This window comes from Streptomyces albireticuli (assembly GCF_021228125.1).
Classification (GTDB): Bacteria; Actinomycetota; Actinomycetes; order Streptomycetales; family Streptomycetaceae; genus Streptomyces; species Streptomyces albireticuli.
This window is the reverse complement of record NZ_JAJQQS010000014.1, coordinates 55,251-68,738: the sequence shown is the minus strand read 5'-3', so window position 1 is coordinate 68,738 and position 13,488 is coordinate 55,251. Positions and strand designations below refer to the sequence as shown.

12 protein-coding genes are annotated in these 13,488 nt (G+C 70.3%); 4 read left to right on the top strand and 8 right to left on the bottom strand.

Going from position 1 to position 13,488, the window contains the following annotated elements; translation table 11 throughout:
• Window positions 1-73 precede the first annotated feature (73 nt).
• Window positions 74-1,207 (bottom strand): 3,5-dihydroxyphenylacetyl-CoA synthase DpgA, encoded by a 1,134-nt coding sequence (gene dpgA, locus LUZ64_RS24220; RefSeq protein WP_095584302.1) that lies wholly within the window; start codon window positions 1,205-1,207, stop codon window positions 74-76.
• Between dpgA and dpgD the strand changes: the two genes are divergently transcribed.
• Window positions 1,206-2,036 carry an enoyl-CoA-hydratase DpgD gene (gene dpgD / locus LUZ64_RS24215; RefSeq protein ID WP_095584303.1) on the top strand — a complete coding sequence of 277 codons (831 nt, stop codon included), beginning with the start codon at window positions 1,206-1,208 and terminating at the stop codon, window positions 2,034-2,036. The two genes, dpgA and dpgD, sit on opposite strands and share 2 nt — an antisense overlap.
• Before the next feature lie 25 nt (window positions 2,037-2,061).
• On the opposite strand, the gene LUZ64_RS24210 is transcribed toward dpgD, so the two are convergent.
• Window positions 2,062-3,207 (bottom strand): glycine amidinotransferase, encoded by a 1,146-nt coding sequence (locus LUZ64_RS24210; protein ID WP_308251781.1) that lies wholly within the window; start codon window positions 3,205-3,207, stop codon window positions 2,062-2,064.
• A 421-nt stretch (window positions 3,208-3,628) separates the two neighbouring features.
• On the opposite strand from LUZ64_RS24210, the gene LUZ64_RS24205 reads away from it, so the two are divergent.
• Window positions 3,629-4,870: a cytochrome P450 gene (locus tag LUZ64_RS24205; RefSeq protein ID WP_232398732.1), complete on the top strand. Its 1,242-nt coding sequence runs from the start codon at window positions 3,629-3,631 to the stop codon at window positions 4,868-4,870.
• Between the two features lie 95 nt (window positions 4,871-4,965).
• Here the strand turns inward: LUZ64_RS24205 and LUZ64_RS24200 are convergent, their stop codons facing one another.
• Window positions 4,966-6,009, bottom strand: coding sequence for a zinc-dependent alcohol dehydrogenase family protein (locus LUZ64_RS24200; protein WP_095581101.1), 1,044 nt, complete (start codon window positions 6,007-6,009; stop codon window positions 4,966-4,968).
• A 220-nt stretch (window positions 6,010-6,229) separates the two neighbouring features.
• Between LUZ64_RS24200 and LUZ64_RS24195 the strand changes: the two genes are divergently transcribed.
• Entirely contained in the window at window positions 6,230-7,288 is a 1,059-nt protein-coding gene (locus LUZ64_RS24195; protein ID WP_095581102.1) for a vWA domain-containing protein, read from the top strand.
• A 112-nt stretch (window positions 7,289-7,400) separates the two neighbouring features.
• Here the strand turns inward: LUZ64_RS24195 and LUZ64_RS24190 are convergent, their stop codons facing one another.
• Window positions 7,401-8,360, bottom strand: a complete 960-nt coding sequence (locus LUZ64_RS24190) for a helix-turn-helix transcriptional regulator (protein ID WP_095581117.1) — start codon at window positions 8,358-8,360, stop codon at window positions 7,401-7,403.
• 90 nt (window positions 8,361-8,450) lie between these two features.
• Here LUZ64_RS24190 and LUZ64_RS24185 point away from each other — a divergent pair, with 90 nt between their 5' ends.
• Window positions 8,451-9,161, top strand: a complete 711-nt coding sequence (locus LUZ64_RS24185) for an NADPH-dependent F420 reductase (protein WP_095581103.1) — start codon at window positions 8,451-8,453, stop codon at window positions 9,159-9,161.
• A gap of 40 nt (window positions 9,162-9,201) precedes the next feature.
• Here the strand turns inward: LUZ64_RS24185 and LUZ64_RS24180 are convergent, their stop codons facing one another.
• From LUZ64_RS24180 to LUZ64_RS24165, 4 genes are all read right to left on the bottom strand, one after another.
• Window positions 9,202-10,422: an MFS transporter gene (locus LUZ64_RS24180; protein ID WP_095581104.1), complete on the bottom strand. Its 1,221-nt coding sequence runs from the start codon at window positions 10,420-10,422 to the stop codon at window positions 9,202-9,204.
• 61 nt (window positions 10,423-10,483) lie between these two features.
• Window positions 10,484-11,014, bottom strand: coding sequence for a MaoC family dehydratase (locus LUZ64_RS24175; protein WP_095581105.1), 531 nt, complete (start codon window positions 11,012-11,014; stop codon window positions 10,484-10,486).
• Window positions 11,015-11,071: 57 nt separating this feature from the next.
• Complete coding sequence (locus tag LUZ64_RS24170; protein ID WP_211305003.1) at window positions 11,072-12,322, bottom strand: 8-amino-7-oxononanoate synthase family protein; 1,251 nt, start codon at window positions 12,320-12,322, stop codon at window positions 11,072-11,074.
• Complete coding sequence (locus tag LUZ64_RS24165) at window positions 12,319-13,200, bottom strand: HpcH/HpaI aldolase/citrate lyase family protein (protein WP_095581106.1); 882 nt, start codon at window positions 13,198-13,200, stop codon at window positions 12,319-12,321. The genes LUZ64_RS24170 and LUZ64_RS24165 overlap by 4 nt, the downstream gene beginning before the upstream one ends.
• Window positions 13,201-13,488 lie beyond the last annotated feature (288 nt).

Here is a 13,488-nt window from a genome sequence, read left to right as displayed (position 1 = left end):
ATGCGTCAGGGACACCGGGTGACGCACGCGTCACCGTCCCCGGGGACGGGCGCCGTCGGCACCCGTGGCTCGGTCACCAGCGCAGCAGGGCCGTCTCCACGGTCGAGCCCGGGCCCATGGTCATCAGCACCCCGTGGTCGCCCGGGGCGGTGACGCCCTCCTCGCTCAGCCGCCGGTAGGAGAAGAGGAAGGAGCCGCTGGAGAGGTTGCCGTGATCGGCCAGGACGCCGGTGGTGTGGCGCAGGTCGTGGCGGGTCAGGCGCAGGTTCACCCGCACGGAGTCGATGACCTTCTTGCCGCCCGAGTGGACGATCCAGTGGGCGATGTCCGAGCGGCGCAGGCCGGTGCCCTCCAGCAGCGCGCCGACCGTCTCCTCGGCGTGGGCACCGACGACGTAGGGGATCTCCCGGTCGAGGAAGAAGCTGAACTTGCCGTGGTCGTCGTCCCACTCGTAGCGCATCGCCTCGCTCGCCTCGGGGACGATGCGGCTGGCGAACTTCAGGACGACGGGACCCTCGGCCGGAGCGGCCGTCGCGGCCGGGCCGGGCTCCCCGGGCTCCCCGGACGCTTCGGTCGGCGAGGCCGCGTCGGCGGTGACCGCGACGGCGGCGGCACCGTCACCGAAAAGGCTGTTCACCACGGACGTACGCATCGTCCCGTCGAACACATAGGCCGCCGAGCACGCCTCGATGCACACCATGAGAGCGATTTTCCCGGGATTCGCACCCGCCCAGCCGGAAACCGCGTTCAGCGCGTTCAGCCCGGCATTGCAGCCCATTCCCACGACGTCCAGACGGGAACAGGAAGTGTCGAATCCCAGCTCCTTGATGACTTTCGCACTGAAACCCGGGGTGATGAATCCGGTCGAGGAGACGCAGCAGAGATAGGAGACGTCCTCCGGTGCCGCGCCGATCTTCCCGAGACACTCCGCGATCGCGGTGCGGGCCATGTCCAGGCCGCTGTCGACGTGCTTGCGCAGCAGTTCGCCCTGCGATTCCTGGCGCCGGGCGCCGTCCGGCCCGACCGGCGGAAGGGTCAGGTGACGGCGCTCGATCGCGCTGTTCAGGTAGAGCGACCGAATGCGCGGGTCGTCGACCCGGAAGATTTCCAGCAGCTCTTCCTGCGAATAGGAGTGCGGGGGTACCCCGGTCCCCACCGCGGTGATGCGTGGCAACGGCCGTGACGGCGCTGCTATGTTCGACAACATGACACCTTCGGAAATAGACGGCACATCCGGCGCCCGGCCGCGAGTCCGGTACGAGAAGAAAGGGCACGCGGCTTTCATCACACTCGACAGGCCCGAGGTCCTCAATGCGATGGACATCCGCATGCACGAGGAGCTGGCCGCTGTCTGGGACGATTTCGAGGCCGATGAATCCCTGTGGGTTGCGATCCTGACGGGCGCGGGCGACCGGGCGTTCTCGGTGGGGCAGGACCTCAAGGAGCTCGCCGCCCGTGACGCCGCCGGCACCGCGGGAGTGTCGACCTTCGGCAGCCGCGGCAAGCCCGGCTGGCCCCGGCTCACCGAGCGTTTCGGGCTGACCAAGCCGGTCGTCGCCAAGGTGCGCGGGTACGCCTTCGGCGGCGGCTTCGAACTCGCCTTGGCCTGTGACTTGATCATCGCATCGGACGACTCCCGCTTCGCCCTGCCCGAGGCGCGCCTCGGCCTGGTGGCCGGCGCCGGCGGCGTATTCCGGCTGACCCGACAGCTGCCCTACCGGACCGCCATGGGCTACCTGATGACCGGCCGCCGTATCACGGCCGCCCGGGCCCTGGAGCTCGGGCTGGTCAACGAGGTGGTGCCGGCCGCCGACCTGGACGCGTGCGTGGACGGCTGGGTGGAAGACATCCTCTCCTGCGCCCCGCTGGCCGTGCGCGCGGTCAAGGAAGCCGCCGCCGCCTCGGCGCATCTGCCGCTGAGTGACGCCTTCACCACCGCCTACCCGTGCGAGGAGGCACGTATGCACAGCCTGGACGCGCGGGAAGGTCCCCGGGCCTTCGCGGAGAAGCGCCCGCCCCGCTGGAACGGGCGCTGACTCCGCGACACCCCGTGACGGGAGATCAGGAGAAGTAGTCCTCGGGCCCGCCGTCGCGCACGGTGTCCAGGGTGAAGCAGTGGAAGCCGCCGCCGAACAGCCGCCGGTGCCGGTGCCGTACGGGGACCACGGTGAATCCCCGCCGCTCCAGCGTGCGGGCCAGGTCCGGGCAGGCCTCGTTGACCAGCACAGTGTCGGGGCCGACGGACAGCACGTTGAGGTCGATGTACGGGCTGGTGAGGATCAGGTCGTCGTCCTCGTACCGCGGGAAGTTGTTCTCGCTCGGCGGCGGGGGAACGACGATGTCCCACTTGCGCAGCGGCTCCGGCAGGAAGTCCAGGACCTCCTTGGAGCGCACGAGCAGGAGCCCCGGCCGCAGGGCGAGGACCATGCTGTCGATGTGACTGTCACTCAGGCGGTGCACCCGGTGGACGCGGAAGCGGCCCTCGACGTGGCGCTCGAGCCAGTCCACGGCCAGGGCGTGGTTGGCCGTGGAGATGTTGGCGACGATGTCGCGGCCGAGGCGCAGGCACTGCGCGCCGTCGAACATCATCTCGTGCCCGACGTCGTACGGGTGGGCCTGCGGGTCGGTGATCGGCTCGGTCGGGCCGCCGGCGTCGCTGTCGGCGTACGAGGGGTCGAAGGAGGCGTCGGTCATCAGCGGGCGGGGCATGACCGTCCACCGGGCGCCCTTGCGGAAGTAGTCCGCGAAGACCGGCTTGAGGAATTGGGTCTCGAAATACCGGGACCGGATCATCGGCGAAGTCTCGATGATCTCGTCGCCCAGGATGAGCGTGTTGTCACGGACGTTCAGCGGGGGGACCACGGAGGCCGACCACGCGGGGGTCTGCACGCCGGACGTGGCCGCGTCGAGGTCCAGCGGCCGGTGCACCTTCACCGAGAGGGACTCGAGCGTGGCGACCAAGCCTTCGATGTCCTCGGTGAGTTCCTCGACGTAGCGCTGCTTGATCGGCTTCTGCCCGGGGCCGGCCTTCGCGTTCCCGCCGACGGCCGAGAGGCGGGGGTAGTACCACTCCGTACGCACGAGATTGTCGTGGAAGAAGAGGTCGAAGGAAAGCTCCCGCTCATGCGATACATAATTGCGGGCGGAGCCGACGATCACTTCACGGAGAGGTGACCACTCGTCAAAGCTGCTCAATTTCATGACCATGGCCCCCATTGTCATAATGGCAAATAGAATTCCCTGCGGAATATGCGGGGCCAAAGCTCGGCAATATACGCGAAGGGTGAGGCGCTGGCTCTGATCTGTGCAGGTCAGCGCGGTGTGGTCGCGATCGACCGGGGTCAGCTTTACAGAACTTCCGAGGAACCGTCAACCTCCGTCCCGTGTCGGACGGGCGCTCTCTCGGAGGTGCTGCCAAAGGTCGGTGCAACAGCCATCGTTTGGTCATCATTCGGCAAACTGTTAAGATCGCGAAGTATTCGATGCGGCTCCGGAGTAAGCCGTGTTGCCGCCATCCGGCCCCGGCTCCTCGCCTCGTTCGCGCACGGTCCGTGGCCTCTGCATGGTTGTCCGCTGAAAATGCCGCGGGGGGAAGCGCCGGACACCGGCCGCCCCGGAGGGAAACCGTATGAGTGAACACGGGCCGTCGGCCGGCCACCTCCACCCCTCCCCGCCCGCCGCGGGGTGCCCCCTCACCCTCCCCACCCGGCGGGAGCGGCCGCTCGACCCTCCCGGGAGCCTGACCCGGCTGAACGGAACGGCCCCTCTGCACCGGCTGCGGTACCCCGACGGCCATGTGGGATGGCTGATCACCCGGCACTCCCTGGTGCGCTCCGTACTGGCCGACCCGCGCTTCAGCGCCCGCTCCGAGCTGAAGCGGGTACCGGCTCCCCGGCCGGGCGCGGACCCCTTCATCGGCGAGCCCGCCCTGCCCGGCTGGCTCGTCGACATGGACCGCCCCGAGCACACCCGCATCCGGCGCCCCCTCAGCGGCCGTTTCACGATGAGGGCGGTCGACCGGCTGCGGCCACGCGTCCAGGAGATCGTCGACGACCACCTCCGGGCGATGCGCGAGACCGGTCCGCCCGCCGACCTCGTGGCCTCCTTCGCCCTGCCCGTCCCCTCCCTGACGATCTGTGAACTCCTCGGCGTGCCCTACGGGAGCCGCGCCGGGTTCCAGCGGGCCAGCGCCGTGCTCTTCAGCCTGGAGGTCACCGCCGAGCAGGCGGCCGAGGCGATGGCCGAACTCGACGCCCTGCTCCTGGACCTCGTGCGCCACCGGCACCGTCACCCCAGCGACGACCTGCTGGGCAAGCTCGTCGCGGACGGGGGGCTCGGCGACCAGGAGATCGCCGGCCTCGGCGTCCTGCTGCTGACCGCGGGGCACGAGACCACGGCCGGCATGCTCGGCCTCGGGACACTGGCCCTGCTGACCCACCCGGGACAGCTCGCGGCACTGCGCGCGGACCCCGGCCTCCTGCCCGGAGCCGTCGAGGAGTTGCTGCGCTACCTCACCATCTTCCACTTCGGCGTCCCCAGGACGCCGCTGGAGGACGTCGAGCTCGAAGGGCGGCTGATCCGCGCGGGCGAGTCCGTCACGCTCTCCCTGCCGGCCGCCAATCGTGACCCGGAGGCGTTCGACGACCCCGACGTCCTCGACGTCACCCGCCGGGCCCGTGGCCATGTCGCCTTCGGCTACGGCATGCACCAGTGCGTCGGCCAGAACCTCGCCCGGGCCGAGCTCGAGATCGGCCTCGGCGCCCTCGTCTCGGGGTTCCCCGGCCTGGAGCTGGCCGTTCCCGTCGAGGACGTGCCGCTGGCCGCCGACTCGGGCTTCTACGGCGTGCACGCCCTGCCCGTGTCCTGGTAGCTCCGCGGAGCGGGCCGCGTCCGGTCCTGAACAGGGGTCGTCCGGTCCTGAACAGGAGTCAGGACCAGACCTGAAGCCGGGTCAGGGGGCACGGGTCAGAAGGTGACGAGCGCCTTGAGGGCGGTGCGCTCGTCCATGGCCCGGTACCCGTCGGCGACCTCCGCGAGGCCGACGGACAGGTCGAAGACCGGGGAAGGGTCCAGCGCGCCGGACAGTACGTCAGGCAGCAGCTGCGGGAGATACGTGCGTACGGGGGCGATCCCGCCGCGCAGGGCGATGTTGTGCTTGAACAGCAGCCCCATGTCCAGCCCCGCGCCGCTGCCGTGCGGAACCCCCACCCATCCGACGGCCCCGCCCGGCCGGGCGATGCCGACCGCGGTCTTCATCGACTGCTCGGTACCGACCGCCTCCACGACCGCGTGCGCGCCATGGCCGCCGGTCAGCTCGCGTACGGCCGCCACCGCGGCCTCACCGCGCTCGGCGACGACATCGGTGGCACCGAAGGACCGTGCCACCCGGGTCCGCGCGGTGTGCCTGCCGAGCATGACGACACGCTCCGCCCCCAGGCGGCGGGCGGCCAGTACCGCACAGAGCCCCACCGCGCCGTCACCCACCACGGCGACGGTGGCGCCGGGCCGGACGCCGGCGCTCACGGCCGCGTGGTGGCCGGTGCCCATGACGTCGGACAGGGCGAGCAGGGCGGTCAGCAACCGGTCGTCGGACGCGGCCTCACCGGGCAGCCTCACCAGTGTGCCGTCGGCGTAGGGGACCCGGACCGCTTCTCCCTGCCCTCCGTCGGAGCCGACGGACCCCCAGAACCCTCCATTGGCACACGAGGTGGGCAAGCCCTCGGCGCAGAACCCGCAGACCCCGTCCGCCCAGGTGAACGGAGCGACGACCAGGTCACCGGGGCGTACCGTACCCACCTCGGAGCCCGTCTCCACGACCGTGCCGAGGAACTCGTGGCCGATGCGCTGCCCCGGCTGACGGGCGCTCTCCCCCCGGTAGGCCCACAGGTCGCTGCCGCAGACACAGGCGCGCAACACCTGGACCACGGCGTCGTGAGGCGCCTGTACGCGGGCGTCGGGTACCTCCTCGACGCGGATGTCGTAGGGGCCGTGCAGAGTGGTGGCGCGCATGAGGTGCTGACGTCCTTGTAGAGCGACTGTGGGCCTGAGCAACCGTACGGCACGCCGAACGGCCGTGAACGCCTGCCCCGGTGACGCGGACGCTGTTCCGGCGACACGGCGTCGGGGGGCGTGCTGATGCGGTGAGCGGGCGCCGTGCGTCCAGGGCCGTTGTCAGTGCCTCCTCATAGAGTGAAAACACCTCGGCAAGCCTCGGAGAAGGAGCAGAAGCATGTCCGCAAACAAGATCCAGCACAAGGTGAATCACGTCGCGCTGGTCGTGGACTGTTCGGGTTCCATGCGTCCGCACCAGAGTCAACTCGTGCGTGTGGTCGACGAGTTCGTTTCGGGACTGAAGGCCGAGTCGGACAGCCTCGGCCACGAGACCCGGATCAGCCTCTATTCGTTCGACCACAAGGTGGAGAACCTGGTGTGGGACATGGACGTGAAGCATCTGCCGTCCATGCGGGGCCTGTACCGCGTCAACAACGGCGCCACGGCTCTCATCGAGGCATCCCTGAAGTCCCTGGACGACCTCGGGCACATTTGGGAGGAATACGGTGAGCACAGCTTCCTCCAGATCGTGGTGACGGACGGTGAGGAGAACGCCTCCGGCGGCGACAGGCGGCACGACGGCGACATGGCCGTCCTCGGTCCGTGGCTCGACAGGATCTCGGCGAAGATGGGCGGCCTTCCGGGCCACTGGACTTCCGCGATCCTCGTTCCCAACTCCCTGGCGAAGCGGACCGCGCAGAACTACGGCTTCCCGGCCGGAAACATCGCCATCTGGGACGCGGATTCCCAGGAGGGCGTCGAGGAGGCCATAGGCACCGTGCGCGCCGCCGCCACCAGCTTCCTCCGGGCCCGTGAGCAGGGCATGCGCGGCACGAGGAATCTGTTCGCCGTCGGCCAGGACATATCGATCGACGAGGTGCGGGCGAACCTCGAACCGATCCCGGCGAACAAGTACCGGCTCCTGAAGGTCGACAAGGAGGCCGAGATCCGCCCCTTCGTCGACTCGCACCCCGGCGTGACGTACGAACGCGGCGCCTGCTACTACCAGTTGGGCGCCCGCGCCCAGGTCCAGCCGAACAAGGAGGTCATCGTGGTGGAGAAGGACACCGACCGCGCCTACACGGGCGACGCGGCGCGCAACCTCCTGTTCGGTACGGGTATCCAGGGGACCGTCTCGGTGAAGGCGGGGAACAACCCCAAGCTGGAGGTCTACGTCCAGAGCCGTTCGGTGAACAGGAAGCTCAAGCCGAATACGCGCCTGCTCATCATGCTCTGAGACGAGGGCGTGCGCATCCGTTCCGCCGCGGCCCTCTCGCGGCGGCGGGCGGCTCACGCCCGGAGTCCGGACCGCTCCGGCGGGTGACGCGTCTGTAGAGCCGCCGTCCGGGTCAGCGCGTGGCGCGCAAGGTCCGGTGGGCGGTCTCGCGGAGGTGGTCGAGGACGTCGGGGTCGGCGTCGAGGGTGTAGTCGGTGTCGAGGCCGGCGAGGGTCCGGGCGATACGGGGGAGGCTGTCGTCGGAGGCGTCGACCCGGCAGGACGCCCCGTCGACGGGCTGGACGCGGGTGCCCAGGTACCGGGTGCGGGCGCGGACGTGGTCGGCGGGGGCGCGGACGGTGGCGACGGCGCGGTAGCGGGTCGGAGCGGCCGACAGCCGGGCGGCGACGAAGGCGGCGGGGTCGGCGCCGGGAATCTCGCGTGGCGGGACCCGCCGGCCGGTGGGCGCGGGGTCGCTGATGCGGTCGAGGCGGAAGATCCGCCAGTCGTCCTTGCCCGTGTCGTGGGCGAGGAGGTACCACAGGCCCCCGGAGTCGACCAGATGACAGGGCTCGGCCCGGCGCGAGGTCGTCGCACCGTGGCGGTCGGCGTAGTCAAAGGCGACGATCTCGTGGTCACGGCAGGCGACGGCCAGGGCCGCGAGGAGGGCCGGATCGGCGCGCGGCCCGCGGGACTCCCATGTGATACCGGCCAGAGAACCCTGCAGGGCGGCGATCCGGCCGCGCAGGCGGCGAGGCAGCACCTGCTCCAGCTTGGCCAGGGCCCGCAGCGCGCTCTCCTCGATGCCGGTCAGGCCGCCGGCGGCGGTGCGCAGGGCCACCGTGATCGCGACGGCTTCGTCGTCGTCGAGGAGGAGGGGTGGCAGTTCGGCGCCGGGGGCCAGGCGGTAGCCACCGGTGTGTCCGCGGGCGCTGTCGACCGGATAGCCCAGTTCACGCAGGCGGTCGATGTCGCGGCGGACCGTGCGCACGGTGACGTCCAGGCGGTCGGCGAGGTCGGCGCCGGACCATTCGCGCCGGGTCTGCAGCAGGGACAGCAGCCGCAGTACGCGGGCGGTCATGTCGCTCGTCATGATCTCCACTCTGCCCGCGTCAAAGGACACAGGCTGTCCTGAAGTCCTCCTAGTGTGGAGACATCCGCACTCACAAAACAGGAGGATTCCATGAAAATCGCTGTTCTCGGTACCGGTGGCGGCGCCCGCGCCCACATCGCCAAGCTCGTCGAGCTCGGGCACGAGGTCCACGTCGGCACCCGCGACCCGAAGGCCACCCTGGCGCGCACCGAGCCCGACATGATGGGCACCCCGCCGTTCGCGTCCTTCCTCGCCGAGCACCCCGGCGTCGAGCTGCACACCTTCGCGGACGCGGCCGAGCGGGCCGAGCTGGTCATCAACGGCATCGACGGCCACAACGCGGTCGCCGCCCTGTCGGCCGCGGCCGGGCAACTGGCGGGCAAGACGCTCGTCGACTACGCGGTGCCCTTCGTCTACAACCCCGACCTCGAGCACCCGTGGCCCACCCCGTGGGGCGTGATGCCCAGGCTCGACCCGTGCGACATCGACAGCCTCGGCGAGCGGATCCAGCGCGCGCTGCCGGACACGAAGGTCGTCAAGGCGTTCGTCACCCAGGAGCAGGCCACCGTCGTCGACCCGAAGGCCGTCGGCGGTGGTGAGCACACCATGTTCATCGCGGGCGAGCACGCCGACGCCAAGCGGACCGTCACCGACCTGCTCGAGGCCTACGGCTGGAACGACGTCCTCGACCTCGGCCCCCTCGTGTGCGCCCGAGGCATGGAGATGTACTCCCACATGCACTCAGCCATCGGCTTCGCCCTGGGCTTCGGCACCCACTTCGGCATCAAGGTCGTCCGCTGACCCGACGGCCTCGCCGCCCCGGGGCACCCCCGCCCGGCGCTCACCCCGTCCGGGCGTGTTCACGTTCCCCGGCGGCCGCGGTCGCCCGGCGTAGGCGCCGGGCCGTCACCAGGCCGGCGAGTGCCGCCGCCGCGGCCCAGCAGCCGGCCCACCCCAGGGCCGCCCGCGGGCCCCACAGGTCCACGGCCTTGCCCGCCGTCGCGGAGCCGAGGGAGATGCCGATGCCCATCGAGGTGGTGACCAGGGCCATTCCCTCGGTGAGCCGGTGCCGGGGCACATGGCGTTCGACCGCCGAGAATCCGGCGATCAGCGCCGGGGCCATGGTCAGCCCCAGCAGGACCGCCGCCGGGAACAGGAAGGCCACGCCGGGTGCGACGGCGAACAGCAGCGTGCCGCCCGTGAACAGCGGCAGCGTGGCGGCCAGCCGGCGCTCCGGCGGGGACGACCACGGGCGGGCGCCGTACCAGAGACCGGCCACGGCACTGCCCAGCGCGAGGAGTCCGAGGACCCATCCGCTCGCCGCCCTCGCCCCGTGCTCCTCCGTGAACGCCACGACCCCCAGGTCGATGACGCTCCCGGCCGTCCCCACGGCGATGAAGGTGACCATCAGCCAGGGAAGGCCCGGTGTCGTCAGCGCGGTGCCGCGCCCGTGCCGCCCCGCGTCGGCGACCGGCGGCTCGGTGCCCCGCTGGAGGGCCAGCGCGGTCTGCCCGACGACCGTGCAGACCAGGGCCAGCACCAGCCCCGCCATGGGGTCGACACCGGTGACCAGCACGGCCACCGCGATCGGACCGGCGACGAGGATCACCTCGTCCACCACCGACTCGAACGCCAGAGCGGCGTGCAGCAGCGGCGAGCCGTGCAGCAGGTGACTCCAGCGCGCGCGGACCAGCGAGCCGATGGCCGGCATGGTGCCGCCGGACAGCGCGGAGAGCAGCACCAGGCTCCAGTCGGGGCCCTCCAGGCGGACGGCGACGAGGAACCCGGCCCGGCTCACCGCGTTGGCGAGCGTGGTGACGGCGAGCACCCTGCTCTGCCGCTGCCGGTCCACGCGGCGGCTGAGCAGGGGACTCGCCACCGAGTACGTGAGCGCGTACGCGGCCGAGACCAGGCCGGCCAGACCGTACGAGCCCGTGACCGAGGAGACGAGGAAGACCGTGCCCAGCACCGTCATCAGGTGCGCCAGCCGGGCCACGAAGCCTGCCGCGACGAAGCCGGGTGCCCCGGCGACGGAGAGGATCTTGCCGTAGGGGTTGCCCATGGGTGTCCGCAGCCTGTCAGTAGCCGGCCGGTGGGCCGTCCGTGGTCGGTGGGGGTGCTCGTCAGTAGCCTGTCAGGTCGCCGATGTCCTTCTCGCGTGTCGGCACGAGGAAGCTCCGTTCGAAGGTCAGCACCACCTCTCCGGTCGACTTGGTCCCCGTCGTACGACAGCCCACGATGCCCTCTCCGGGGCGGCTCCGCGAGAGGCGTTTGGAGAGGATCTCGCTCTCCGCGTAGAGCGTGTCGCCGGCGAACACCGGGGCGGGCAGCCGGATGTGCTCCCACCCCAGGTTCGCGATCGCCCGCCCGCTGGTGCTGCGCGCCGCCATGCCGCCCACGATGCTCAGCGTCACCAGGCTGGAGACCAGCGGGCGGCCCCAAGCGGTCCCGGCGCAGTACGCCGCGTCGATGTGCAGCGGCGCGGCGTTCATGCTGAGCATGCTCATCAGGACGTTGTCCATCTCGGTGACCGTGCGGCCGGGCCGGTGCTCGAAGACGTCGCCGACGGTGAAGTCCTCGAAGTGGAACCCGACTTGCTCGCGGTACCGCTGCTCGCCCACGCGCCGGTAGCCGGTGATCGATGGTTCGTCCATGCTCCCCCTCTTCCCCCTTCTCTCTCTCCGCGTCCCCGGGACTCTCCCGCTCAGGGCTCAGCCGCCGACGCCCGTGACGCCCGTGACGTCCTTGACGTCCTCGACGAAGGCGGCGATCTGTTCCCGGCCGAGGTCCGCGCGGAGCATGATCCGCAGACCGGCCTCGCCACGCGGGACGATCGGGAAGAACACCGCGGAGCTGTAGTAACCGCGCCGGTACAGCTCGGCCGAGAGCTTCACCGCCCGGTCGGCGTCCCCGACATCGATCCGGCGTACGGGCAGGCCGTTGCCCGCGTGCGCGGTGGGGAACAGCTCGTCGAAGTAGTCGATGTTGCTCTGGTGGCGGCGCTGCAGCTCGCCGAGTTCGCTGGAGCGGTGGAGTTCGGCGGAGGCGAGCGCCGCGCCGACGATGGGGATCTCCATGTTCGACGACCAGCCGACCGGTCCCGCGTGCCGCATGAGCAGGCTCTGGGCCTTGCGGTCGCCCAGCATCGCCACCGCCCCGCTGCCGCAGCCGAACCCCTTGCTCAGGGTCGCCACGAGGATGGTCAGGGGGTTGACGCCGAGGTGGGAGCGGACGTAGCCCTCGCCGCGCTCGCCGAAGATGGACAGTCCGTGGGAGTCGTCCAGGTAGAGGAAGAGTCCGTAGCGCTCCTGGAGTTCCCGCAGTCCGTCGAGGGCGGCCGCGCCGCCCATGGAGTACGCGCCGTCCGCGACGTAGGCGACGTTCGGGTACTTGCGGCAGACGTCCTCGAGGTAGTCGAGGTCGTTGTGCGGGCTGGTCAGCACCAGCGTCTCGTCCGCGCAGATCGGTTTCACGTACGCCATGGAGAAGTGGCACATGCGGTCGAAGACCATCACGCGCGGGCCGCCCGGGGCCAGGTGGCCGGAGGCCAGCAGCGGCAGGATCCCGGCGGTGAGCACGCTGCAGGTGACGCCGGGCAGGATGTACGCGCCGAACAGGTCGCCGAGCTCCTCCTCCAGACGGAACAGCAGGTCGTGCCGGATGCGCGTGTTGGCCAGCGAGAGGCCCAGGCTGCGGGCCTCCTCCAGGGCGTCGATCGCTCCCTGGACCACCTTGGGGTGGTAGTTCAGACCCAGATACGAGCACGAGCACATGTTGATGAATTCATGACCGGTCTCCCGGACGAAAAGCCGGTTGTTCGATTCGGCTTCGACATGGATGTCGATCAGACCGTGGTCCGCGGCGGCCTGCCAATAGGGGTCGGAGGAGGCCAGCAGTTTCTCGCTGTTGCGGTACTGCCGAGGTCCTTGCCAGTTCTGGATTTCGTGCGTTCCGATGCTCACTGCTGACTCCCGCTTACCGAGGGAAGGGCGGTTGATTCGTTCGTTCCGAATTCTTCGACCAGCCGTCGGGCCGCCTCGAAGAAGGGGGTGCCCACCATCACGCCGTCCACGACGGCGATGCCTTCGCCGCTCGCCCGGCCCGCCGCGACGACCCGGCGGGCCTTCTCCAGCAGTTCGGCGTCGGGCGAGAAGGCTTCGTTGATGGCGGGTACCTGACGAGGGTGCACGGCGATCTTCCCGCTGAACCCGAGATCGCGTGAGAGCGCCGCCTCGTATTTGAGTCCGGCGGTGTCGGCGAACGCGAAGAAGGGTGCGTCCACCACGTCGATGCCCGCGGCGCGGGCGCTGTTGACCAGCCGGGCGCGGGCATGGAGCAGGGGGTCCCAGGCGAGCCGGGCCCCGATGTCGAACGAGTAGTCGGCCGCGCCGAAGACCAGCGCGCGCAGGCGCGGCGACGCGGCGGCGATCAGGCGGGCGTTGTCCAGGCCCCGCGGTGTCTCCACCACGGCGAAGAACCGGGTCGTGGGGCAGGATCCGTGCAGGACGCGGTCGACGATCTCTATGTCGCGCGCCGACTCCACCTTGGGGATCACGACGACGTCCGGTTTGACGGTGTAGTGCCGCAGGGCCAGCAGGTCACGCAGCCCGTCCGGCTCCGTCACGGAGTTGATGCGAATCCCGCACCGGGTGGCCGTGGCCGAGGGGGCGGTGAAGAACGACTCGGCCTGGCGGCGGGCATTTTCCTTGTCCCGGTGCGGAACGGAATCCTCTAGATCTACGACGCACATATCGGCGCCCGAGTGGTGGCTCTTCGGGTACCGGTCCACTTCCGACGCCGGTGTGGACAAGAGGGAACGGCAATAACGGCTGTACTTCATGAGCAGGTCTCCGACCCGGCTGATGACGCTATCGAGGCACCAATGCCGCCCGGCCCTGCCGGCTCTCCCGGACTTCATCCTCCGCTTTTCCCGGGGCGCGGGCCGATGTGGTGGCGGCAATCGACGGTGGCGCCGGCAACGACAATAACCTTCGCGAGGGGGTCCTGTCGCTCCCGATTTTGAATCGGGACCGGCCTGTTTCGGCATGGTGAAATCGCCCGCCCCAAAAGGATTTCCGAGATATCCGGCGCCTCACACGCACCTCGTACGGCGCGTGACACAGCGCCC